This window comes from Enterococcus sp. 9D6_DIV0238, assembly GCF_002174455.2.
Taxonomy (GTDB): domain Bacteria; phylum Bacillota; class Bacilli; order Lactobacillales; family Enterococcaceae; genus Enterococcus_L; species Enterococcus_L dunnyi.
The window spans coordinates 1,558,375-1,581,691 of record NZ_CP147246.1 but is presented as its reverse complement, the minus strand read 5'-3'; the positions used below and the strand labels follow the sequence as shown (position 1 = coordinate 1,581,691).

23 protein-coding genes are annotated in these 23,317 nt (G+C 38.2%); 22 read left to right on the top strand and 1 reads right to left on the bottom strand.

The genetic code is table 11. The features are described from left to right. Positions 1–4 precede the first annotated feature (4 nt). The 16 genes from A5889_RS07450 to A5889_RS07375 all read left to right on the top strand — a co-directional run bounded on the left by A5889_RS07450 (position 5) and on the right by A5889_RS07375 (position 13,365). Complete coding sequence (locus A5889_RS07450; protein WP_087640720.1) at positions 5–1,111, top strand: iron-containing alcohol dehydrogenase family protein; 1,107 nt, start codon at positions 5–7, stop codon at positions 1,109–1,111. An 11-nt stretch (positions 1,112–1,122) separates the two neighbouring features. Further along, positions 1,123–1,965, top strand: a complete 843-nt coding sequence (locus A5889_RS07445; RefSeq protein ID WP_087640721.1) for a PTS mannose/fructose/sorbose/N-acetylgalactosamine transporter subunit IIC — start codon at positions 1,123–1,125, stop codon at positions 1,963–1,965. 20 nt (positions 1,966–1,985) lie between these two features. Continuing rightward, complete coding sequence (locus tag A5889_RS07440) at positions 1,986–2,843, top strand: PTS system mannose/fructose/sorbose family transporter subunit IID (RefSeq protein ID WP_087640722.1); 858 nt, start codon at positions 1,986–1,988, stop codon at positions 2,841–2,843. Between the two features lie 24 nt (positions 2,844–2,867). Then, a complete protein-coding gene (locus tag A5889_RS07435) occupies positions 2,868–3,374 on the top strand; it encodes a PTS system mannose/fructose/N-acetylgalactosamine-transporter subunit IIB (RefSeq protein WP_087640723.1) in 507 nt (168 codons plus the stop codon). A gap of 32 nt (positions 3,375–3,406) precedes the next feature. Continuing rightward, a complete protein-coding gene (locus A5889_RS07430; RefSeq protein WP_254909555.1) occupies positions 3,407–4,300 on the top strand; it encodes a hypothetical protein in 894 nt (297 codons plus the stop codon). 33 nt (positions 4,301–4,333) lie between these two features. Next, complete coding sequence (locus A5889_RS07425; protein ID WP_087640725.1) at positions 4,334–4,783, top strand: PTS sugar transporter subunit IIA; 450 nt, start codon at positions 4,334–4,336, stop codon at positions 4,781–4,783. 37 nt (positions 4,784–4,820) lie between these two features. After that, positions 4,821–5,891: a mannonate dehydratase gene (uxuA, locus tag A5889_RS07420; RefSeq protein ID WP_087640726.1), complete on the top strand. Its 1,071-nt coding sequence runs from the start codon at positions 4,821–4,823 to the stop codon at positions 5,889–5,891. Between the two features lie 21 nt (positions 5,892–5,912). Beyond that, entirely contained in the window at positions 5,913–6,563 is a 651-nt protein-coding gene (locus A5889_RS07415; protein WP_087640727.1) for a bifunctional 4-hydroxy-2-oxoglutarate aldolase/2-dehydro-3-deoxy-phosphogluconate aldolase, read from the top strand. 225 nt (positions 6,564–6,788) lie between these two features. Next, complete coding sequence (locus A5889_RS07410) at positions 6,789–7,715, top strand: DUF4767 domain-containing protein (RefSeq protein ID WP_087640728.1); 927 nt, start codon at positions 6,789–6,791, stop codon at positions 7,713–7,715. 47 nt (positions 7,716–7,762) lie between these two features. Then, positions 7,763–8,416, top strand: a complete 654-nt coding sequence (locus A5889_RS07405) for a DUF998 domain-containing protein (RefSeq protein WP_087640729.1) — start codon at positions 7,763–7,765, stop codon at positions 8,414–8,416. A 6-nt stretch (positions 8,417–8,422) separates the two neighbouring features. Next, positions 8,423–9,055, top strand: coding sequence for a hypothetical protein (locus tag A5889_RS07400; protein ID WP_087640730.1), 633 nt, complete (start codon positions 8,423–8,425; stop codon positions 9,053–9,055). A gap of 114 nt (positions 9,056–9,169) precedes the next feature. After that, positions 9,170–9,559 carry a hypothetical protein gene (locus A5889_RS07395; protein ID WP_087640731.1) on the top strand — a complete coding sequence of 130 codons (390 nt, stop codon included), beginning with the start codon at positions 9,170–9,172 and terminating at the stop codon, positions 9,557–9,559. Between the two features lie 242 nt (positions 9,560–9,801). Then, positions 9,802–11,115, top strand: a complete 1,314-nt coding sequence (locus A5889_RS07390; RefSeq protein WP_087640732.1) for an NCS2 family permease — start codon at positions 9,802–9,804, stop codon at positions 11,113–11,115. A 148-nt stretch (positions 11,116–11,263) separates the two neighbouring features. Further along, positions 11,264–11,632 (top strand): MarR family winged helix-turn-helix transcriptional regulator, encoded by a 369-nt coding sequence (locus A5889_RS07385; protein WP_087640733.1) that lies wholly within the window; start codon positions 11,264–11,266, stop codon positions 11,630–11,632. Between the two features lie 86 nt (positions 11,633–11,718). Then, positions 11,719–12,822 (top strand): NADH-dependent flavin oxidoreductase, encoded by a 1,104-nt coding sequence (locus tag A5889_RS07380; RefSeq protein WP_087640734.1) that lies wholly within the window; start codon positions 11,719–11,721, stop codon positions 12,820–12,822. A gap of 267 nt (positions 12,823–13,089) precedes the next feature. Beyond that, on the top strand, positions 13,090–13,365 hold the full coding sequence (locus A5889_RS07375; RefSeq protein ID WP_087640735.1) for a hypothetical protein: 276 nt from the start codon (positions 13,090–13,092) through the stop codon (positions 13,363–13,365). Between the two features lie 86 nt (positions 13,366–13,451). On the opposite strand, the gene A5889_RS07370 is transcribed toward A5889_RS07375, so the two are convergent. Beyond that, on the bottom strand, positions 13,452–14,945 hold the full coding sequence (locus tag A5889_RS07370) for a helix-turn-helix domain-containing protein (RefSeq protein ID WP_087640736.1): 1,494 nt from the start codon (positions 14,943–14,945) through the stop codon (positions 13,452–13,454). 185 nt (positions 14,946–15,130) lie between these two features. On the opposite strand from A5889_RS07370, the gene A5889_RS07365 reads away from it, so the two are divergent. The 6 genes from A5889_RS07365 to A5889_RS07340 all read left to right on the top strand — a co-directional run bounded on the left by A5889_RS07365 (position 15,131) and on the right by A5889_RS07340 (position 23,308). Further along, positions 15,131–18,214 carry a hypothetical protein gene (locus A5889_RS07365; RefSeq protein ID WP_087640737.1) on the top strand — a complete coding sequence of 1,028 codons (3,084 nt, stop codon included), beginning with the start codon at positions 15,131–15,133 and terminating at the stop codon, positions 18,212–18,214. Between the two features lie 161 nt (positions 18,215–18,375). Continuing rightward, the gene (locus A5889_RS07360; protein WP_242585381.1) at positions 18,376–19,719 is read left to right on the top strand and encodes a glycosyltransferase family 2 protein; all 1,344 of its coding nucleotides are present in this window, start codon (positions 18,376–18,378) and stop codon (positions 19,717–19,719) included. 159 nt (positions 19,720–19,878) lie between these two features. Continuing rightward, complete coding sequence (locus A5889_RS07355; RefSeq protein WP_207114589.1) at positions 19,879–20,142, top strand: hypothetical protein; 264 nt, start codon at positions 19,879–19,881, stop codon at positions 20,140–20,142. 341 nt (positions 20,143–20,483) lie between these two features. Further along, positions 20,484–20,840, top strand: a complete 357-nt coding sequence (locus A5889_RS07350; RefSeq protein ID WP_087640740.1) for a hypothetical protein — start codon at positions 20,484–20,486, stop codon at positions 20,838–20,840. A 22-nt stretch (positions 20,841–20,862) separates the two neighbouring features. Continuing rightward, positions 20,863–21,975 carry a non-hydrolyzing UDP-N-acetylglucosamine 2-epimerase gene (wecB, locus tag A5889_RS07345; RefSeq protein WP_176372823.1) on the top strand — a complete coding sequence of 371 codons (1,113 nt, stop codon included), beginning with the start codon at positions 20,863–20,865 and terminating at the stop codon, positions 21,973–21,975. A 130-nt stretch (positions 21,976–22,105) separates the two neighbouring features. After that, positions 22,106–23,308 carry a DUF998 domain-containing protein gene (locus A5889_RS07340; RefSeq protein WP_087640742.1) on the top strand — a complete coding sequence of 401 codons (1,203 nt, stop codon included), beginning with the start codon at positions 22,106–22,108 and terminating at the stop codon, positions 23,306–23,308. Positions 23,309–23,317 lie beyond the last annotated feature (9 nt).

The following is a 23,317-nucleotide window of genomic DNA, read 5'->3' as shown; positions in this document are numbered from 1 at the left end:
TAAGATGTTAAATGATCTAAAGGTAAAAGTTGGTCCGCAGTTTTACGAATATCATGAAGATGCAATTGAAAAAGTATCAGATGTGTTGGAAGAATATGAGGCTAAAAAGATTTTGATCGTTCACGGAACGGTTTCATGGGAAAAAGCGAAAACCTATCTGAGCTTTGTTGAGCGTGCGAAGTATGCGTTTACCTATCATCGATATTCAGGAGAATGCAGTTATTATAGTGCTAATAGGATCGTAGAGTTGTCGAAAGCTGCTGATATTGATTTTATCATTGGAGTAGGCGGGGGAAAGTTGGCAGATTTAGTAGGGTATGCAGCACATCTACTCGATCTTGATTTTGGCTTGATCCCTACGTTGGCAAGTAATTGCGCGCCGTGGACACCGCTATCTGTTATGTATAAAGAATCTGGAGAAGCAGAGGGAAAAACAGAACACTATTTAAGACAAGCGGCATTTTTGATTACTGATCCAAGATTAGTGATTGATGCTCCTGTCGATTATTTTATCGCTGGATTAGCAGATACGTTAGCCAAGTGGTATGAATCAGACGCGATTTTACAGCAGGAGCATTTGAGAAATGAGCCTTTTTTACAGCTTGCAGCTTTCACAGCAAAATTGTGTAAAGAGGCTATCATGCAGGATTCGGTCAAGGCGATCGAAGACATGAAGCAAGGCGTTCTTTCAGAAGAATTTGTTCACTTATCAGAAATCATTTTTGCAGTAGCTGGAATGGTTGGCGGGTTAGGTGATAAATATGCTAGAAATGCAGCGGCGCATGCAATGCATGACGGTATGAGCAAATATATTCCTGAAAGTCATCCGTTTTTACATGGTGAAAAAGTCGCCTATGGGATCTTTTATCAATTGGCATTAGAAGAGAAATGGCACCTGATCGATCAACTGCTGCCGTTTTATCAAGCATTGGAACTACCAGTATCTTTACAGCAAATGGGCATTTATCCTGAGGAAAGTGTGATCGATGAGATTATTGAATTTATTGATTCTAAGGAAAAGGTTCATCTGATTCCTGTAACGACCACTCGATCTTCATTGAAAAATGCATTGCTGTCGCTGGAAGAATATATAAAAGAAAAAAGGGAATAGAAGGAGGACATATGGAAACATTAAGTGTGATGCAAAGTTTCTTGATCGCATTGTGGACAGCGGCGGTCATGTCAAGATGGTTAGGGGGAGGAGCGACTCTTACCTTACGATTCTCGCCTTTGATGACAGGGCTGATCGTTGGGTTAGTGATGGGAGATGTTGCGCAGGCAATGATCGTAACAGCAGCTTTGCAAATGATTTATATGGGTGTTTTCTCACCAGGAGGGTCAATGCCGGCAGAGCCGTCTATTGCAGCGGCAATCGCTGTTCCAGTCGCATTGTTAGGAAATTTGACACCTGAAGCAGCGATCGCTGTGGCAGTTCCTGTTGGTTTGTTGGGCAGTTATTTGTATCAATTTAGATTCTTTATTAATACATTTTTAGGGAAATATACGGATAAAGCAGTAGAAGACTTAAATCCTAAAGCCATTTCCCGCTCAGTGATCATGTATCCGACGATTGCGTCATTTATTCTATTCGTACCATTAGTTTTTGTTGCACTTTACTTTGGCGCTCCTGTGATCGCTGATGTGATCACTGCGCTTGAAGGTACTGTCGTGATCCACGTATTAGAAGTTGTCGGCGGCGGTTTAGCGGCTATTGGTATTGCGACGACGATTTATGTCATTGGACGCAAAGATTATATGGTCTTTTTCTTTCTGGCTTATTTCATCAGCATCGTATTCAAATCCTTGGAAGTTACAATGGTGACTTATGCGATTTTCGGCGTATTGATCGCACTGATTTTTGTTCAATCTCAAAAAGGTAAGAATGCACCAGTTGCTCAAAGCAGTAATGGAGAAGCAGCAACTTTTTCAGATTACGATGATGACGATTACGATGATGGATTCTAATGGAAATAGGAGGGAATAAAATGACAGAGATCAACAAAAGTACAAATCTTGCGCCTGAGGAAATCACGAAAAAGGATGTAACGAAAGCGTATCTTAGATGGCACTTTGCCAACGAAATTCCCCATTCTTTTGAACGCTATCTAGCACCTTCGCTGCTTTATGCGATGATGCCGATTTTACGGAAGCTTTATAAAGATGAGGATAAATTAAAAGCAGCCTATAAAAGACAACTGCTCTTTTTCAATACACAATTAAGCTGGGGCGGCGGTGTCATTACTGGACTGATGTCTTCCATGGAGCAACAGCGTGCACAAGAAGAACATGAGGGCACGGAAATTTTGATGCAGGATGATTTGATGTATAACACGAAAGCAGGGCTGATGGGGGCACTTGCTGGGATCGGGGATGCCATTGATTCAGGAACAGTGCAATACATTTTTATTGCTATAGCGGTGCCGTGGGCTGAACAAGGGAGTGCGCTTGGCGCATTGTTCCCATTTGTAGCATTTGCTTTGTATCAAGCGATCCTAGGTGTTTTCTTTGCACGTCAGGCCTTCAGTATGGGACGTAATGCAACAGGTTTGATGCAAAGTTCAGGCGTTCAAAATGCGATCGAAACCTTATCAGTACTGGGACTATTTATGATGGGAATCCTAGCTGGAAATTATGTCAAAGTATCCTCTGCACTGCAATTTAAGATTTCAGGACGAGAATTTGTCATACAGGATATCTTAGATCAGATCGTTCCGGGAATTTTGCCGCTTGCAGTGGTGATGGGCGTTTACTGGTTCTACACGAAAAAAGGATTAAAAGTGACACAAGCCCTACTGTGGCTGACAGGAATCCTGATCGTGTTGGCTGCTATTGGGATCTTATAAAACAAGAAGAGGATGTGAATAGAGATGGGTGTTATCAATTTAGCTCGTGTAGATGAGCGCTTGATTCATGGACAAGTCATGATGACGTTATCACAAAAGAGCGGTGTAAATTCGATTTTTGTGGTGGATGATGTGGTTGCGAAAGATAAATTTATGCGTGAATTATATAAAAGTGCTGGGGGACGAACTGGACAAAAAACGATCGTCATTACACCAGATAAAGCCAAATTTTATTGGGATGAGTATAATTTTAAAGAATATAACTGCATTTTGATCACGAAAACGATCAGTGTGATTTATGATCTAGTCACACATGGCGTACCAATGAAGGAATTGAATATTGGTGGGATTGCTCAAAAAGATCCAGAAAAAGATTTATTAGTCACAAAATCCGTGTATCTGAATCGATCGGATGCAGAAAAATTAAAAGACTTGAATGAAAATTACGGTGTGGAAGATATCTATTTTCAAGCTACACCCTCAGCACCTAAATCAATGCTGAAGGAAGTTCTGGCAAAATTTAATTTATAAAAAAAGATCAACGAGTCAAGATAGGATGGGAAGTGAATCATAAGATGGAACGAAACGATCAGCTGGAAGACTGGATTTTTCACTATCAGCACCTTAATAAAGTTAGACGGACAAAAAAGCAAAAGCAACGTTTTTTAGCTACATTAGTCACAGATATCGCTAAGCTGCGTGAAGATATTCAGGTGATCGAATATCAGCAAAAAAAACAGTATATTTCCAGCAATGTCTACGTTGGAAATATTGAAACAGCCAATCGGATCATTTGTACCTATTATGATACACCACTCAGAAGTTTTGGCTCTTATCAGCTATTTGATCGGACCAAACAAAGACAGGCAACCGTTCGTTTCATTCTAGTCAGCTTGTCTTTGTTTTTACTTCTTGGGCTGGTCGCTACAGTCGTTTATATGAATAGCATGACAGAAGCATTTCATTTAGGAAAACTTTCTACATGGGCGGCGATCCTGTGTTATGGCCTTTACTTTTTTCTGTTTAGTAAACTTGCCAAAGGACTCTCTAGTCGAAAAAACGCGGTTCGAAATACATCTTCTATTTTGGCATTAGTAAGTCTGATTGCTGCACACACGAATTCTAAAACGGCATTTGCCTTTTTAGATGAAGGTTGTTTTGGTGATCAAGGATTAACTTTGCTGAAAGAAACGTGTCGATCTTCAGCGCAGATTTATTATTTAGATTGTGTCGGCAGTCAGGAAGAGCTTCATTTTATTGGTCAGCGAGTCACTGAAAAAGCAGAGCAGTCATTTATCACTCACCAAGGCAGTGATCCTAAAATCAGTTACATTTTCGGAGCCAAAGTAAGTGAAACGGAGCAAGGGAAAAGGTATTTTCTTGAGAAAGCTACATTGAATCAAAAGGGAATCGATCGAAATAAACTAAAACAACTCAAGGATTTTTTTACGAACTAAAGCAAAAAATCCTTTTTGAAAGGAGCCAAAAGAATGCTTGGAATCGTTATTGCGTCACATGGTGCGCTAAGCACTGGTTTAAAAGATGCGGCTGAAGTAATCATGGGAGCTACTGAAAATATTGCTACAGTCAGCTTGAATCAAGGAGAAGACATTCAAAAACTTGGAGAAAAAATCAAACAGGCGATACAGCTTGTTGATCAAGGAAATGGCGTTGTTGTCTTCGTTGATTTAGTGAGTGCGAGCCCGTACAATCAGGCACTGCTTACGATCAGAGAATTAGAAAAGGAAATGCAGGAAAAAGTCTATATCGTCAGCGGGGCTAATTTGCCGATGCTGCTTGAAACCATCAATCATCAGTTACTAGAGACGCCGATCGAACAGGTTCCGGAAACAGTCATTACACAAGGTGAAAATGGGTTAGGGATTTGGCATGTTTCGATGATTGAAACAAAAGCCGATGATGATGACGATGAGTTTTAATCAAATAAAAAGTCAAAAGAGTGGGAGATGAGGCACCATGAAGTGGGGATTTAGATGGTATGGTGAAAAAAAAGACACGATACCACTGCAGCATGTGACGCAAATTCCAGGAATCAACGGAATTGTAGGGACACTGTTAAATAAACTGCCGGGAGATGTGTGGGCGGTCGATGAGATTCAGGAGTTGAAAAATTCTGTAGAAACAGGCGGATTAGAGTTACTAGGCATCGAAAGTGTTGCGATCCATGATTCGATCAAGGCTGGCACGGCTGATCGAGATCAGTATATCGAAAATTATATCGAGACGATTCGTAATCTTTCTAAATGCGGCATAAAAATGGTTTGCTACAGTTTTAAACCGATTTTTGGCTGGGCAAAAACCTCTTTAGCCTATGAAAATAGCGATGGTAGTTTTTCTCTTGTTTATGATCAGGCTGTGGTCGATGGAATGGAGCCAAGTGAGATGTATAAGCTCATCCATAGCCAGTCAAAGGGCTTTAGTTTACCTGGCTGGGAAGAAGAACGGCTAAAGAAATTTGATGGACTGGTCAAAATTTATGAGGGTGTGACAGAAGAAGATTTATTTGAAAATCTAAAATACTTCCTGTTGAAAGTGATCCCTGTTTGTGAAGAGGCAGATGTCAGGTTAGCGATTCATCCGGACGATCCACCTTGGGAGATTTTCGGGTTTCCGCGTATTACCAAGAATTTATCAGATCTAAAAAGAATTATGGATATCATAGATTCTCCGTACAATGGAGTCACGTTTTGCACGGGTTCTTTAGGCGCGGATCCAAACAATGATTTGGTTGAGATGATCCATCAAGTTGGGCATCGAATCAATTTTGTTCATTTTCGTAATGTTGGCTTTATGGGTGAAAAGAAATTCAAAGAAACCGCACATTTAAGTACAGAAGGCTCGCTGGATATGTATGCAATCATGAAGGCACTAGTAGAGGTTGGTTTTGATGGTGTCATTCGGCCGGATCATGGACGAACCATATGGGGTGAAATTGCAATGCCGGGATATGGCTTATATGATCGGGCATTAGGAATCAGCTATTTACAAGGATTGCATGAGGCAATCATCAAAAATGAGCGTAATTAAGACAATGAAAGGGGCGGGCAAGTGGATAAAAGCATAACACAAGAGGTGTATCAACAATTAGCGAAAACGAAACTGCTGCCGCTGTATACGGCAACAGACAGTCGTTATTTGACAAAACTGGAAGAGATTTTACTTCAAAATGATATTCGTCTGATTGAAGTTACGTTTCGAAGTCAGCTGGCATCAGAAGCAATCCAAACTTTAGCAGCATCTGGAAAGTTGATTGTGGGAGCGGGAACCGTTCGAACGCTCGAGCAAGCCAAAATAGCAGTTGCAAGTGGAGCAAAGTTCATTGTTTCACCCGCTATCGTTCCAGAGGTGATCGAGTATTGTTTACAAGAAGACATTCCCGTATTTCCGGGAACGGCTACTCCAGGAGATATTCAAAAAGCCTCAGAGTATGGTCTTAAGACCGTTAAATTTTTCCCAGCGGATGTTTATGGCGGTCTTCATGCGATCAAGGCGTTGAGTGGTCCGTTTTATGATATGACCTTTTTACCAACCGGCGGTATCGACAAGCACAATGTTCTTGAATACATTGCAAATGAGCATATCGTGGCTGTGGGTGGTTCATTTATTATCTCTGAACAATGCATAAAACAAGATGATGGTGTGACAGCGAATAATGAACTAAAGGCTCTAGTACAGAAAATAGCTGCAACTAAAAAATAAAAACCTGATTAAAATAAGACATAGAAAAGAGTTTGGGAGCAAAGTGTTTATCTCCTTTTGAAATAAGCTAGTCGTTAATTCTTAGAGTGCGAAACAAAACTGATTTTTAGGTTTGTCCGCACTCTTTTTTTGTCTGTGATTAAGCGTTACTTTCATTGGAAGTTTGGGTATAATTGTCAGTAAGATCAGACAGAAATATGGGATAAAGGAAAAGGAGTAGAGCAAATGAAAAAGATTGCTTTGGGCGTTGTACTGCTGTTATTGGTTACGGGCTGTTCCGGCGGTAATGAGTCAAGTAAAGGAAAAACAAACGAAACAATGAGCAGTATGAAAGCGTCGGCCTACGATTCAGCACTTGCGAAAGGAAAAGAAGCCTTGATCGAAAAGGATATGTCCAAGGCACAAGCATCATTTCAATTAGCGCTGGAGTATAAAAAGGAGAAAGAAGCACAAGCCTTACTGAAACAGGTGATTCTCTATAAAGAAGCAACTGAATCAAAAGAGAAAAAAGAATACGCAGCATCCTTAGAAAAATTAGCAGAGTTAAGTGAGATAAAAGGCGGATCAACGCTGTTCAAATCTTATATTCAGGAAATGATCAAAGAACTAGCTAAAGAAAATACTTACCCGATCGAATACAAGAAAAAAGAAGAAACAAAAGAAACAACTGAAAAAGTACAGGAGTCATCAAGTATAGAAGAAACACCGAAAGTAGAGGCAAATTCTGAACCCAATATACCTTGGAATCAAGAGAAGCGGACAGAACTAGTGCAGTTCATGGCTGGTTGGGGTCAAAGTATGGATCAGTCTTATATAGAATATTCACCTAATATGCAGGTAAATTGGTATGGAATCAATTTTCCAAGTACATTTGCCAACAACAATATTGCTGTCAACGGCAGTCGAGCAGCTGTTCAATGGTCGGATAGCGGTCTCACAGATAATGTATACAATGTTGTAGCGATATACTCAGATATGGGAACGACAGGAGCGACGATGAATAACCATCTGTATCTCTTTACGATTTTCAACGGTCAGCCAATAGTCTTGATTACACAACAAAATCAAGGGAATGCTGAGAATCTAGTTTATTTTACCACGACCCAAAACGCAGACTTGAATAGTGGGTTTGCTCAGATCGTCGGTGGATGAGCGTTTTTTAACAGGTGAGTGACAAAAGGAAGATGGGTGGGATAATAATGAGTCTTTTAAAAAAATATGGCTGGTATTTTCTGCTATTGGGCGTGATCAGTGATTTCTTAACACCCTATATTTTAGGTTTATTTTATCCAAAAATGAATCAGCTAACGATGGTGATCAGTGTTTTTGGCGATGTGAACAGTCCAGTTCGCCAAGCGTTTTTAGTTTGGTCAGTGATTTCCGGGATGTTTTTTGTTTTGGCATTGCCGGCAATCTATCAGAGATTTTCTGAGATCTCTCAGCCATTAGCACTTATAGTGACTGGTGCAGTAGGATTTTATGGAGTAGGCGATTGTATTTTTACTGGGTTGTTTAGTATAGATACGGAAAAAAGCGCTTGGACGTTTTCAACGTGGGTTCATAATATAGGTTCTGGGTTGGGGTATGCTGGGTTCTTATTGTTTCCTCTTTTTTTGATTCTTGCTTATAGAAAGCAAGGCAACAAAAAGCTTGTTCATTATTATTCATTTTTACTTGGACTCAGTTTACTCAGTGCAGGGATTTATGGCCTTGCACGAATACCTGCTATCAATGAATTACCATTGTTGAATAAAATTGGTCTGTGCCAGCGAATTAGTTTCATTTTCAATTATCTACCATTAGCTATTTTGTCTATTCAGCAAATAAGAGACACTAAAGAAAAAGGAGAGTAAGAAAAGATGTCAGAGCGTCAATTAAAGAACACATGGAACAAGCGTTGGGGAATTATTAGCGTACTCAGTATCGCTATACTTGGGATAGCTGCTGGGTGTCAGAATCAAAAAGTGGATCAAGTAACGAAAGAAACAGCAAGTAGTGAAAATAGTACAGTTAACTCTCAAAGCACTACTCAAACATCCAGCAGTTCATCTAGTACCTCTGCGGAATCTACCTCTACATTGGAAAGCTCAGAGCAGACAAGTGAAACAACGATGGCAGCTTCTGAAACGTCTGCACCAGTAGAGGAGCAGGCAAGTCAACCAGAGATCATAGAGAATCCTGTTACAGAAGAAGAGGTGACTGCATTTTATTCGAAATACAATCGATCAGATTATGCCCGCGCATTAGAGTTGGTTACAAGACTTTATGGATTCGATCCGGAAAGTGTGGAGGACCAACAATATATCCATGGAAATCTAATGACAATAGGACAACCAGTGCCAAACGGAGAATTTCCAGAAACTTCGACGGGAAGCGTGATGGGCGGAATGGCAGGAAGCTTAGTCTATAAAGGAAGTCCAGAATATGACGACCAGATGGGGACTAATTTTAGCGGTCAATATCCAGAAAATATTTTTGCAAAGGCGTATTAAAAGTACAAGTAGCTATTTTTAAATCTATTAATTATCTTTTTTTTATAATTATGTTTTATTTTAAGATACGGTTTGATATAATGAAGTCTGGAATTAAAATTTAAGGAGGAACAAATGAAAAAAATTCTAGGGGTTATATCAGTATTTGTAATGTTGTTGGTTTTAGTAGCATGTGGAGGAAAAGCGGAAACGACGACGTTCACGCAATCACCTGTAGCTGGAACAGAAGTATCGATCATTGTTGAACACAAAGGCGACAAGATCACTGGAGCATCAGCAAAAGCTGTCTTTGACAATGAAAAGCTGATGATCACAGATGAAGCCGCTTCTGAACAAGTGGTAGAAGCGTTTAAATCTTCTTCAAACTTAGAAGATGTGAAAGTGAAATACTCTAAAAAAGAGACAGTGATCACCTACGATGCACCTGCTGGCAGCGTAAAATCAGGAACTAGCTTCAAAGCTGGTGAAAAAGAATTAACTGACATGGGCTTTGAGAAAAAATAGTCCTAAAATTGGTCAAAATATCGAAGAACCAGAGAGCCGTTTAGGCTCTCTGGTTCTTTTTTTGAGGATGATATAGGAAAAAAATAAATCTCATACTATCGTTCTAATGTTCGTCTTTCTTTTATTTTATACTTTTATATTTACTTATTCTTTCGTTTATTATATGATTAAACACGTTGTGTAATTCATAAAATGCATTTTTTACGAACATTTTATTGTTCAGATTTTTTAGGAGGATACGAATGAAAGAGAAAATTGTTTCCTATTTTGAGATTGAAAAATTAAATACAAGTGTTAAGCGTGAAGTATTGGCTGGATTTACGACATTTATTTCAATGGCTTATATCTTGTTTGTCAATCCGACCGTTTTAGGCGCTTCTGGTATGGATGAAGGAGCAGTATTTACTGCAACAGCTTTAGCTAGTGCTTTGGGGTGTATCTTGATGGGGATAGTAGCACGTTATCCAATAGCAACAGCTCCAGCACTTGGGATCAATGCGTTCTTTTCTTATTCTGTTTGTGTAGGAATGGGGATTCCTTGGGAAACAGCTTTAGCTGGTGTTTTTGTGGCATCACTGATTTTTATTTTGATTACAGTATTTAAATTACGTGAGCTGATCATTGATGCGATACCAGCAGATTTAAAACATGCCATTTCTGGTGGTATCGGCTTATTCATTGCGTTTCTTGGACTAAGTGAAGGCGGGATCATCGTGTCGAACGAATCGACGCTTGTTGCGTTAGGACCATTGAATATAGGAACGACTTGGCTGACGATTTTTGGTTTGGTTGTAACGGCGGTATTATTAGTTCGCCGTGTACCTGGCGGTATTTTTATCGGAATGGCAGCAACAACGATTTTAGGACTAATAACAGGTTTGATCCAAATGCCTGATAAACTGGTTTCAGGCGCACCTAGCTTAAAACCAACATTTTTAGTAGCTTTAAAGCATGTAGGTGATATTAATTCGATTCAATTGTGGGTCGTTGTTTTGACGTTTTTACTGGTTACTTTTTTTGATACAGCAGGTACACTTGTTGGATTGGCTAATCAGGCTGGTTTTATGAAAGACAACAAAATGCCTAGAGTAGGGAAAGCCTTAGCTGCAGATTCTACTGCGATGCTGGCAGGTTCGCTTTTGGGGACTTCTCCAGTAGGTGCTTATGTTGAGTCCTCTGCTGGTATTGCTGTAGGCGGACGTTCAGGACTGACAGCCGTAACAACAGGGTTATTATTTATCGTGGGGTTATTTTTCTCACCATTGCTTTCAGTCGTGACCTCACAAGTAACTGCTCCAGCGCTGATCGTAGTGGGGGTTTTGATGGCTCAATCACTAAGTCAAATCAAATGGAAAGAAATGGAAATAGCGATTCCTTCCTTCTTGATCTTGTTGGGAATGCCCCTGACTTATAGCATTTCAGACGGGATCGCATTAGGGTTCATTTTTTACCCGATCACAATGATCGCTGCAAAACGCGGGAAAGAAGTTTCTCCGATCATGTATGCGTTGTTCTTTGTTTTTATTGGGTTTATGTGGATTTTGAATGTGAAATAATAGTAAAAAGTCTGAGGCGAGACTGGGACCTAACTCTACGAGTTACTTCCAGTCTCTTTCAACCTTACTCTGACTTTTAATCTTTGACTTTTTAGACAAAAACAAGCAGAATAGGTTGTATTGAAAACTTTGAGTAAGGAGGGATTACATGGAAACATCATTGATTTCTCAATGGCTGGATGAACGTGAGAAACAGTCTATAGCTGAAAAGCAGTTAGAGGAATTGTTAAAAAGGACCAACCATCTAACGCTTAGTGAATATTACGCGTTATATCAGCTAAATCGACATGGTAGTCGTATGCGCCAAAATGATTTAGGGAATTATTTATGTTTAAGTCAAAGTGCCTTGTCTCGTCTGATCGATCGGCTGGAGCAAAAAGAACCACAATTGATTGGAAAAAAGACCTGTACAGATGATAAACGTGGGGTATACATAGGAATAACAACTGCTGGGAAAAAACTTCTAACGTCGATCGAAAAGGATGTAGATGTTATTTTGAAGGAGTATTTCAGTTAGGAGACAAAACACTTGCATTTTAGTCTCCGTTCTTTTATTATAAATACATGCATGTGCATACAACTTTTTTAAGAGGAGAGAGAACAATGAATCATTTAGACGAAAAATTAACATTTAAACGAGGATTAACTTTAAAAAATAGAATCGTTATCGCCCCTATGACAACGAAAATGTCTTTTTTCGATGGAGTCGTTACAAATGATGAAATCGACTATTATGCATTACGTTCGGGTGAAGCCGGTGCGTTTATAACAGCGGCAGCTAATGTTCATGAAGGTGGTAAAGGCTGGGATGGTGAATTAGGTGTATATGATGATCGCTTTATTCCTGGTTTATCAAAATTAGCGGCAGCAATCAAAAAGAATGGAACCAAAGCTATTTTACAAATTTTTCACGGCGGTCGCATGACCGATTCTAAAGTACTACAAGGTGTTCAACCGGTGGCGCCAAGTGCAATCCCAGCAGAAAGACCAAATGCTGAAACACCAAGAGCTTTGGAAGAAGCGGAAATCTATGACATTTTAGAAGGATTTAAAAAAGCAACTGAGCGGGCTATCAAAGCAGGCTTTGATGGCGTGGAGATCCATGGAGCGAATACCTATTTGATTCAACAATTCTTTTCTCCTCATTCTAATCGACGGACAGATGATTGGGGCGGTTCATTAGAAAAACGGTTCAAATTTATCAATGAATTAGTAGATGGTGTGACTTCTGTTGTGGATCGATCAGGTGTCAAGGACTTTATTGTCGGCTATCGTTTTTCACCGGAAGAATATGAAGAGCCTGGCATTCGTTTAAGTGATACACTTTATTTAGTCGATCGATTAGCTGATAAACCGCTAGATTATTTACATATGTCAAGCAATGATTATAAAAAAGTTTCTGTTAGTGAAGAGTTCAAGGAAAAGACGATTCTGACTTATATCAAAGAAAGAGTCGGAGACCGAGTACCATTGATCGTAGCAGGTGATATTCGGACAAGAAAAGATGTTGAAACGGTATTAGAAACAACAGACTTAGTTGCTGTTGGTCGTGCTATTTTGATCGATCCGCATTGGACGCAAAAAATATTGGACGACAAAGAATCATTGATTCGAACAGAATTATTTCACTATGATCGAGAAGAATTAAGAATCAGCAATGGTGTCTGGGGCTTTTTACAAATGATGATGCCAGAACGATTGAAATAACAAGAAGATAAGACAAAGACGTTTAGGCTTGAGCGATCAGAATAAAAAAATTGCCGAAGAACCTGATTTTGTGCCGACATTTATTAAGAACCAGTGTCCGAACAAAACTGTTTTCTAGTTTTGTTCGGACACTTTTTTATAGAAAAAATAGATGAATCCATCAAGTTGAAGCAAAAATCAGTTGAGTATTTAAGCGTTTTCTAGTACAATTTATATATAAAGAAAAATATTTTTGTTGGCTAAAAAAATATTAGGAGGTACAGTGAGATGAGCAAAAACTATTTAAATTATGTCGGTGAAATCATTACAGATGTTGAATATCATGGCTTAGGAGAGCCAAAAGACTTTTTAGAAGTTCATATGGATGTTGAATTACCCTTTAGATTGTATTGTAGAACAGACGAGAAAGATTGGGAAGAAGTGACAGAAGCGCAGCGGCTTGAGTTGATCAGCCAATTAGAGGATACGAAATCCAAGTATTCTAAAAGTGATTATCGTTACTATACAATGGATTTTTATTTAGCAAGTTTAGGCGGATTATGATAGGATTTGGATGAAAGCGTTTTATAATTTGTCTATAATAAGAAAAACTGTGTCGTTGATTCATGGAATCAGCTGCGCAGTTTTTTTTACTTCGTAAGGGATTTTTTTATCCGTAATTTTTTTAGTACTTGATTTAGCGTGAAAAAATCGTCAACAGAAAGGGTCGAATCAATATAGAGCACTTCTTTTTCCGCTAAGTCGATATTTTGAATCCTTGGCATCGAGCTGGTAATAATAACTAAATCACTTGGTTGATCACTTTGTGTATTAAATGAAATATTATACCAATTCGTAAACATGTTACTGATCGTATCCTTTATGATCTTTTCTGAAAAATCAGGTAGATCACTTTCGAAGTAAATACGAATCACAGGCTCAAAAACAGTCAAAGATCCAAAGGTTGAAAAGAGTAGTATATACCGCATATGCAATGTATCTTTTTCCTGAAACAAGGACAGGTCAGTTGTTTTAGCCAGCTCATCAATGAATGCATAAAGCTTTTTGGAAAGTGTTGGGAAGCTTTCTTTGGCCTCCTGATTGATATCGACACCGCTGATCCCTAGTTTGAAACTCTTGAATATGTCTGCAAATAGATGACTGGATAAAAGAAAGCCATATGTTTTTTGTTTTGTACGTTCATCTAGTGTGAAACCAAAGTATTCTTGCACTCTAGAGAAAAAAAGCTCTGTAGCTAGAAATGCTTGAGTCTGATTGTTTTGGTGTGCGGCAATGATTTGTGAACTGACCTCATTGAAATCGTAGGTTTTCACGAAAGTTTGAAGAATCAAATAAAAGAAATTGAGCTCATCCTTCGGCAAAAAATAATCTTGTAGAACTTTTCCTGAATCAAAAGGAGCATTCGTTGGAATATAAGGATCCCAACTTTTTTGCCAAGTTATCGAGTTTCCCAAGTGATAACGGATGATTGTGATCGTAAAAATATAGGTCAGCAGTCGTTTATCTGTTTCATTGATCGAAGCTCCGCTTATTCCGTGATGCGTCAAAAATGCATCGATCGTTTTTACGATCTTCTTTTCATCAATAGTTGGAAATGGCCAAGTATTTCCTTTGTACGTGATCCAAAAAGCCATCAGTGAATACATCCGTATTTGAGCTTCATCACCTGTTAGTACATAGTTATTATTCTTATAGGCAATCGAAATATCATGCTCAGCGACAATAGATTTAAAGGTTCGAATTTTTCTGCGGATCGTTGATTCGCTAATAAAAAGCTCTTGTTCTAATTGGGCCAAACTACAAGGCTGATTAAAAAATAGGCGTTTCATCAATTTGACCGCCAAAGTGTTTTCTATAATAAATAATTTGAATTTCACTAAAGAAAGTTCATCTTTCTTTTCCAAAAAAATGCCTTTGCTTTTATTGATATGGATAGTGATGCCGTCATTAAAGCTGATTGCATCTGAATCAAGTTCTTTACAATATTTTAAAATGGTCTTTTTTTCGATCGAAATCATCATAGAGAGATTTTCCGAACTAAACCAGGTCGAGGCGTTACCGATAATTGTTAAAAGTTCCAGTTTGATTCGTGTTCCGTTATCAAAAATAGGTGAATGATTCAAAGGTATTTCCTCTTTTCAGTTAATTATGTTTGGTAATGCTACAGTATAATGAAATTTTTCATTTTAGCAAGTAAAACAGGTTAAGATCAAAATGTTCGTTTAATCAACTGTCATTTTTGACCTCCATTGTACGATGCTATCTCCTATAATGAGTTTGTGAAAATGAGAGAAGTGGAGGAGCAGAAATGAGTAAAAAAAGACGTTTCTATACAAAAGTATTTACCAAACAAACATGCTTAATGATTGCAGTTATAGGTTCTTTATTTTATAGTACGCATCATTTAGCAAAAGAAATGGAAAATTCACAAACAAACGAAAAAAAATTAAATGAGACAGCAAAAGAGCAAAACGATTTTCAACCAACAGCTAAATCCATTCTAGAAAAACAAGATGATTCGATTCCTTATGCAAATTTGAATACAGGTTTCAGAGATTCATTTCAAGAATTGAGTGCTAATGAAGATGTATTACATATTCAAACAAAAGGAAAATCTTCATTCAGTGCAGGTGTCAGTGCGCAATACAAGCAAGAGATCTTTTTGGACAAAGAAATCACCGCTGAGTTTTTTAGCACGCCCGGATTTGAAAAATATATTCGTGGAACAGTCACGCGTCCCAGTGGTTTAGGAAGTGCAAAAAAATCCATCGAAAAGGATGTCTGGGGGAAAAAAGTATCATTATTTAATTCTGAGACGATGAATTACGAAGAAGACGGAAAGAAAATCGTGTATAAAACACCGAATTATACAACTAGCTTAAGCTCTGTAACGATCGAAACAGATCTATTCATCGATTTAGGAAAATGGCGTAAAGAGACAGGCCGTCTAGTAGAAAGAGAAAATGATTATGTCATTCGCTCACGCACCAGCTCTGCAGACTGGTTGACGATTGGCGGCAAAGGCTCGATCGTTTCTGTCGTCAGCGGAGAAAGCATTCTAGATTCGTGGATCGAAAATCCTGTCGAAGAGACAACTTTATATCGATTGGAAGAAGAGCCAGCTTATTTTTATGGGAATGGACTACAAGATGAGCGCAATGAGCATCCTACAACCTATTCTGTCGAATTGCTAGTAAATGGCGAAGTATATAAAGAGCTAGCGATGAAAGAAGATGGCAGCTGGGAATTCGATTTTGGTGACTATCTAGCAGATAACGATGTGGTTTCTGCTAAAGTCAAAGGAGTAGAAAAAAATACGAATGGCAATGGCATCATCAATGTAAAATACTCAGATGAGCGATTTGCTGTGAATGAAACAGACATCATTTCATGGGAAGATTGGGAAGTGGCTGCACCAGTAATCAATCAAGCGCATGAAGATGAGTTTATTATTCAAGGCTCAACACCAAGCCAAAATCATCAATTGAATCGGTCGTACAAATTGCTTGTAACCCTTAATGGAAAAACAATTTACGAAAAAGAAAACCTCAAAGATGACACAGATATTTTGATTCCTTATATAAAAGGATTATCGAAAGGAGACAAGGTCGAAGCAACGATCATCGGCTTTGAAGAAGGGAAAGCAGAGAAGACAAGTGCTGTAACAGAAATGATCGTAGGGTCAGAAAATGAGGACGACTATGATGAGTGGGAAGTTTTTGCGCCAGTGCTAGCAAACGCAACACTCCATGAAAATGCAACGAAGATCAAAGGGCAGGTGCCGGTACAAAATCGTACAGCTCAGCGTTATTATGATTTATTGATCTATGTGAATGATGAACTAGTTTCTGAACAGTCCGCAATCGATGTTTATTTAAAACCATATGTATTTGAGACAAGTGTACGATCATTGAATGTAGATGATAAAGTAATCGCTAAAGTGGTTGGACATCAAGATGATAAAGACGATAAATCAGCCGAAACAGAGGCAGTTATAGTTGATAGTACGGATTACCAAAAATGGCAGGTCAATGCACCGATTTTAAATGAAGTAACGGATACTGACCGCGTGCTGACAGGCGAAATTGGTGAACAAGATAGAAGCTATGAACGTACCTATAAACTTGAAACCAAGATCAATGGTGAAAGGTTATCCGAAATCGACGTCGAGCCTGGACAAAAGTTTGAAGTAGAATTACCAGCAGATGTAAAGCTTGCAGCCGGGGATGAAATTACAGCTACCGTGATAGGTAAACAGCCGCAAAGAGCAGATAAGTCTAGCGATACAACTACTCAGATCGTTGAGGATGCAACACATTATGAGGAATGGATCGTAAATGAAGCTACGCTTGAAACGATATATGAACATGAGCATCAATTAAAAGGCCATATTTCTCTACAAGACACAGAATTTGGTCGGACCTATGATTTACTAGCAAGAGTCAATGGAATAGAAGTAGCATCAAGTACTGTCTTTTCTAATACGGATTATTCATTGACACTGGCAGACGAGGTCGATCTAAAAGAAAATGATGTTGTGACGGTTCAAATCATCGGGCATCAAAAAGATATGGCAGATAAGACAAGTGAGCAGACAGAGTTGACTGTAGCAAAAAAAGAGTATCCGACAACATCAAAATTTGAACGAGGATATTGGGAAGATTATGGACTAGTCTACGAAGGCCTTGTTGAAAATGACGGATGGGATCTATCGGATTCTACACGTATCACTAAGACTGTCAGCTTAGTCGAAGCTGATTCAGGAAATAGAATCGAAGGCATTACTGCCCAAAATACAGATTGGTATCAATCTGGTAGATACAATGGGTATCAATTCATTATCGATAACGATATTCTTGGCCAAATGTCACAAGGTAGATATACCCTTTATATGACAGTAATGCTGGACGGTATAACACTTGATGAAACAGAATTAACGTTAGACCAAAAGATTTCCCGGATGGGTGCGATTCATGATGATTATGCTGAGTTGGAACAAGTTGTGATCAAAGGAAATATCGTAAAACCGGAAGTTTGGAATCAGCGACCAAGTATTTCGATCATCAAAAATGAGAACACAGATATCGAACTACTCAATAAGTATTGGAATAAACAAAATCAGCTGGTATTTGAAGGGTATTTCAAAACGGAGCTGGATTTCAGTAAGACTGAAAAACAGCTAGAAATCATGGATAAATCAGGAACAGTCGTGTATAAAAAAGAAGCACTTTCCGCAGCTCCGACTTCTTGGGGCTTACCAACAGGCGTTACCGATGATGTGTCATTTCAAGCGATCATCCCTCAGGAATTCACTGATCAAGCAAGTTATTCTTATCGAGTGATCGTTGAGGATCAAGAAGGCAACCGATTACTTCATTCAGCGATCGATTAAAAGAACAAAGCTCATGTTGTTAGTACTGGTTTATTCAATTGAACGTGAATCAGGTCAGCTTTTTCAAAGACAGTGCACTGATGCAGTGAAAAAAGCTGTCCTAATTCACGTTCATAGTGATCAGTAAACAATCGAACCATCGATTGTTAGTAAGCTGTCAAATGAGTTTAAAAAAGAAAGGAGCAACCATGTTTACTTTACCCAATTACTTATTTTTACCATTAAAATGGGTATGCCTCGTTCTAGTGTTCATTGTTTTTATGAACTTGATTTACTTTACCTGTTTGTCCTTTTTTGGTCTAAAAAAACCTAAAAGAGATTATCCGATCGTACCAGATCAGAAAAAATTTGTTTTTGTTGTTCCGGCCCATAATGAAGAAGCTGTGATCGCTCAAACGATCGAAAGTATGCTGCAGCAAAATTACGCCAAAGAACTATTTGATATTGTGATCATCGCTGACAATTGTACAGATCAAACGGCGGATATCGTCAAAGCTTACGGCAATGTAGGACTTCTCGAAAATCAATCCGCAGTAGATGAGCCGAGAGGGAAGCCGCATGCAATTGCAAAATACATTGAGACAGGTCATTGGAGAAAGTATGATCATATGGCTTTCATCGATGCAGACAATATTGTCAGTAGAAATTTTTTAAGAGAAATGAACAGCCAATTAACAGCACATCCAGAGTTTTCCGTGATCCAAGGATATCTTGGCATCAAAAATGTAGCCACTTCATTGACCGCATCGGGCTATGCTGCTGTTTACTTTATAACCAATCGAGCAGTGCAGTATGCGAATTATCGTTTAGGCTGGAATGCAGCGATCGGTGGGACTGGTTTTGTTTTGGACACAGGCTATCTAGCAGAAAGAGGCTGGAATCCTCGAAGTTATACAGAAGATTTTGAATTACAGGTAGAATTGTCGATGGCTGGCAGACGCAGCGGTTGGAATCATTTTGCCGTTGTTTATGATGAAAAACCTAATTCGTTTAAGGCGAGCCACACTCAGCGTACACGTTGGGCGCAAGGTCATTGGTTTGTTGCTTTTTCGACAACACTGAAGCAACTTGGAACGATCGTAAAACCGGCTTCTCTGACAGAGTTATTGAGCAAAATAGAAACACTGTTTTATTCATATTCCATGGTTCGACCAGTTGCCTTCTTATTTATAGGATTAGCAGTGTGTATCGATCACCGTTTGATCGGCTATCTTCCCCATTTATTATCGCTGCTTTATTTTTGGTTGACGATCGAATGTTTTAATTTTTTGATCATTCCATGTACCTATTTTTTTCAAGAAGCTAAACCTTATTTCAAACAGAAAAAGACGTTACTGGCTAAATGTCAGCTTCTTTTCAGATTAGTTGTCGGTTTCATTTGGAATTCTGTAACCTATATGCTTGCACAAGTTGTCGGCTTTTGTACATGGTTCAGACCACAGAATAATTGGAAAAAAACAGTGCACACAATGAATGTAGATGAGTCATTAGAAAAGGAGTGGTAAATATGAAAGCTATTTCTTCCCCAAAGAATAAGTTGAATGTACTATTTATCGGTACGATCACAGTCGTTTTAGTTTTTTTCTTTTTGACGGTTTAAAGGTAAAGTAACTAGTATTTTTGAATGATGTACAAAGTGTTTTGAATAGAGAGAGGAAAAATGAGTGCTCTTACTACTATGTATGGTCGTTGGATCAAGTGTATTATTTTTTAAGAATCAATCAATTTTTTATAGAATCCTCAAAGATATCATATTTGCAGCAATTTTGAGTTTACTGTTCATTTGTTTACTTGACTATCAAGCAGATTTACTTCATTTTTCAAAGAATGGCAACTCTTTATCTGCTCTCATTGATTCTTTACAAGAACAGCATGTGATTGATGAAAGAATGAGCGTTGATCGTTTATTAAAGTCGATCAATATATGAGAGTGATAGAGAAAAAATAATTTCTAGTGATTATAAAAAATAAATCTAATTCTATCACAAAAAGACAGCCGTTTTCTGAGCGGTTGTCTTTTTGTGTTTAAAATCCAGTATAAAAGTAAAAAACTATTCAAGTCATGGGGAGACAACGAATATAATGCGCTAATTTTTACCATTTTTGATGAATATTACTAGATTGAATTTGATAGAATTTAAGTGGAGATCACTGTACTGATGTAGTGTTTCTCTTTTTTAGACGGTATCAAACCTGATTGTTCTGCGCTAAACGGAATGTGCTGTAAGAAAGTCAAGAATAAAGCAGCTAAAAAGGGGAATGATAAAAGATGATTTTAGTGAAACGGATTGTGCGTTCTATCGTCGTTTTTTTTAAAAAAAACAAACTTGTCGGTCAGGTGGTAAAAAGTCTGATATTTACTGTGTTACTTCTATTTTTATTGGGTGGACTAATATATTTTCAAGTGAGTCTGTTGAGTCATCCAAGTGAGCTTGACCAGACTCCTAAAGAGGAGGATGTGTTATTCCAATCGACTGATTTTACTGAAGTTGATCGGCAGTTATTGCTCGAGACGAAGAGAGTTCAGGGGGAAGGAACGAACCTAAGTAGTTTTTTGAAGCAGATAGAAAACTGTATCGACAACTTAGAAATTTTTTTCAATGGTTATTTTCTGCCTATTAAATAGAAAGTTGAGAGGAGAGAGTAGGATGGTAAAATTAAAAGTAATGGTTGCTTTCAGTTCAAAAGCAGAAGCACTCAAACTGCTGCCTGTAGTCAGCGAGATGAAAAAATACCCAGAGGACTTTTTATCTGTTGTTATTACAGCTAGTTCGCCAAAAGAAGAGTTGAAACAGATAATGGACTATTTTTCTGTAGTTCCTGAGTATGAGCTATTGATCGAAGATGATGAAACACGTATGCAAAATGTTTCAACTGTTTTGTCCAAGTTCGCGCCGATTTTGATAAAAGAGCAACCGGATGTCCTGTTGATCAACGGTGAAACGACAACAACGATGGGCATGAGTTTAGCAGCTTTCTATCATAAGATCAGAGTAGGACATGTTGGCGCCGGTCTTAGAACTTGGCAGAAGTATATGCCGTTTCCAGAGGAGATCAATCGCCAGTTGACAGATGTTTTGACCGATTTTTATTTTGTGTCAACGGACATGAATCGCTACAATTTACTTTTAGAAAATCATGAAGACTCAGCGATTTTTATTACGGGCAATACTGCCGCTGCTTTAGCAGAGCAACAGAGTCCAACTGACTTTCATCATCCGATCGTAGAAAATATAAAAATCAAGGGGAAAAAAATTCTTCTATTCACAATGGATGAAAAAGAAAATTTAGGAAAGCCTATGGAACGGACGTTTAAAGGAATCAGACAAATTGCAGAACAATATAGTGAACTGCTGGAAGTCATTTTTCCACTGCCTCTTGATTCCTTTGCACAAGAAAGAGCCAAGCATTTTTTTGCAAATATAGACAATGTTCATTTATTTACTCCGCTGGAAGTTAAGTTTCATTATTATTTGATGGCCAATGCGTACATCATTATCACAGATTCTGGTACTATTCAGGAGGTTGCTCCAACACTTAGCGTACCAGTTCTTGTTTTACGAGATATAACAGAACGGCCGGAAGGTATTAAATTGGGTGCTTCAAAACTGATTGGAACAAGTACTGCAGATGTCAGAAGGGAATTACAATTTTTGCTTGATCATCCGTTTGAATATCAAAAAATGGCGGAAGTGCTCAATCCTTATGGGGATAAACGGGGAGCAGAGAGGATCATCAATATTTTAAAGCGTAAAATTTAGCTCAGATAAAAAATGGAATGAGAGCAGTATAAAACTTTCCCAGTCTAGCATTCATTTTGATTGCTTTTATCCTTGAGGACACTATAATAATGATGAAACCTATTATAGTGTGATTGATGGAGGAAACAGCATGGAAGAAGAACGATTTAGTATTACTTTACCTGAAAAAGTAGTCAAAGAATTTCAATTACAAGAAGAGTCAGATGTAACATTGAGAATCGACGAACAAAAAATTTTGATTGAGCCGACGGTAAAAGCGGCAGGGAATCAAATGATTTCGCTTCGCTGGTTTTTGATCCCAACGCTAATTACAAGTCTGCTCTTTTTTATTTATTTCTTTATTTCGAATACGACTCAAATTGCATTAGTTGGTCCTTATTCTATTGCAAACTTTATTCTTTCCCTAGGTGTAGCGAGTGGTGTGATCAGCTTTTTAGTATTTTTTATAAAAGGCAAACGGAATCAGGTTGCAACAAAATCTAAGAATATCTATTGGCGTAATTTTCCAGCAATTTTATTATCTTTTATTGTTATTCTAGTATTTTCATTATTGTTTTTTTTCAAAGTGATCGGACTGGTTTTTATTGGTGCTACTTTTGATAAATATACGGCAACGATGATTTTTCTTGTTTTTGTCGGGATGGTCAACTACTTTATGATCTATTCCGCTTTGTCTATTACTCTTTCTAAACTAACCAATCTGCTGATTTTTGTAATTGTTGGCGGGGTGCTGCTTGCGATGATCACGAATCGTGATCATCAATGGTGGCAGTATAATTTTAGTTTTTTAGGAACGATGGAAGCGACAAAGCGTTGGCAGTTTAATGTTACATTGATGTTTTCAGCGCTATTGATGGTCGCTTTGATCGATACATTATTTGTTGAATTACAAAAAGCGATTCCCCACAGCAAGCGTCTAACTATTTTACGAATTCTTTTGACATTGACTGCGTTAGATCTTGGCGCCGTAGGATTATTTCCGTATACTGAAACAGGTCCTTTCCAAGGGGTTCATAATCAAGTAGCTGGCTATCTTGTGTATTTGATCATCATTTTGATTATCGGTATCAAGTGGCTGCTGCCAAGTGTCTCAAAAGAATTTCTTACATTTTCTTATTTGATCGTAGCTGTCTTAGTAGTTGTCTGTGTATTGTTTCAAGGGATGCATTATCTATCACTTACGGCTTTTGAGTTATTAGCATTTATGATCGCATTCAGTTGGATCGTATTGCTCCTTCAAAATCTACAGAAAATGGTCAGAAATAGCAACAATATCTTTACTATCAAAATCAAGCGGCAAACAGAAAAGTTATCTGAGGATTCTAATTCTTAATAAGCGGTG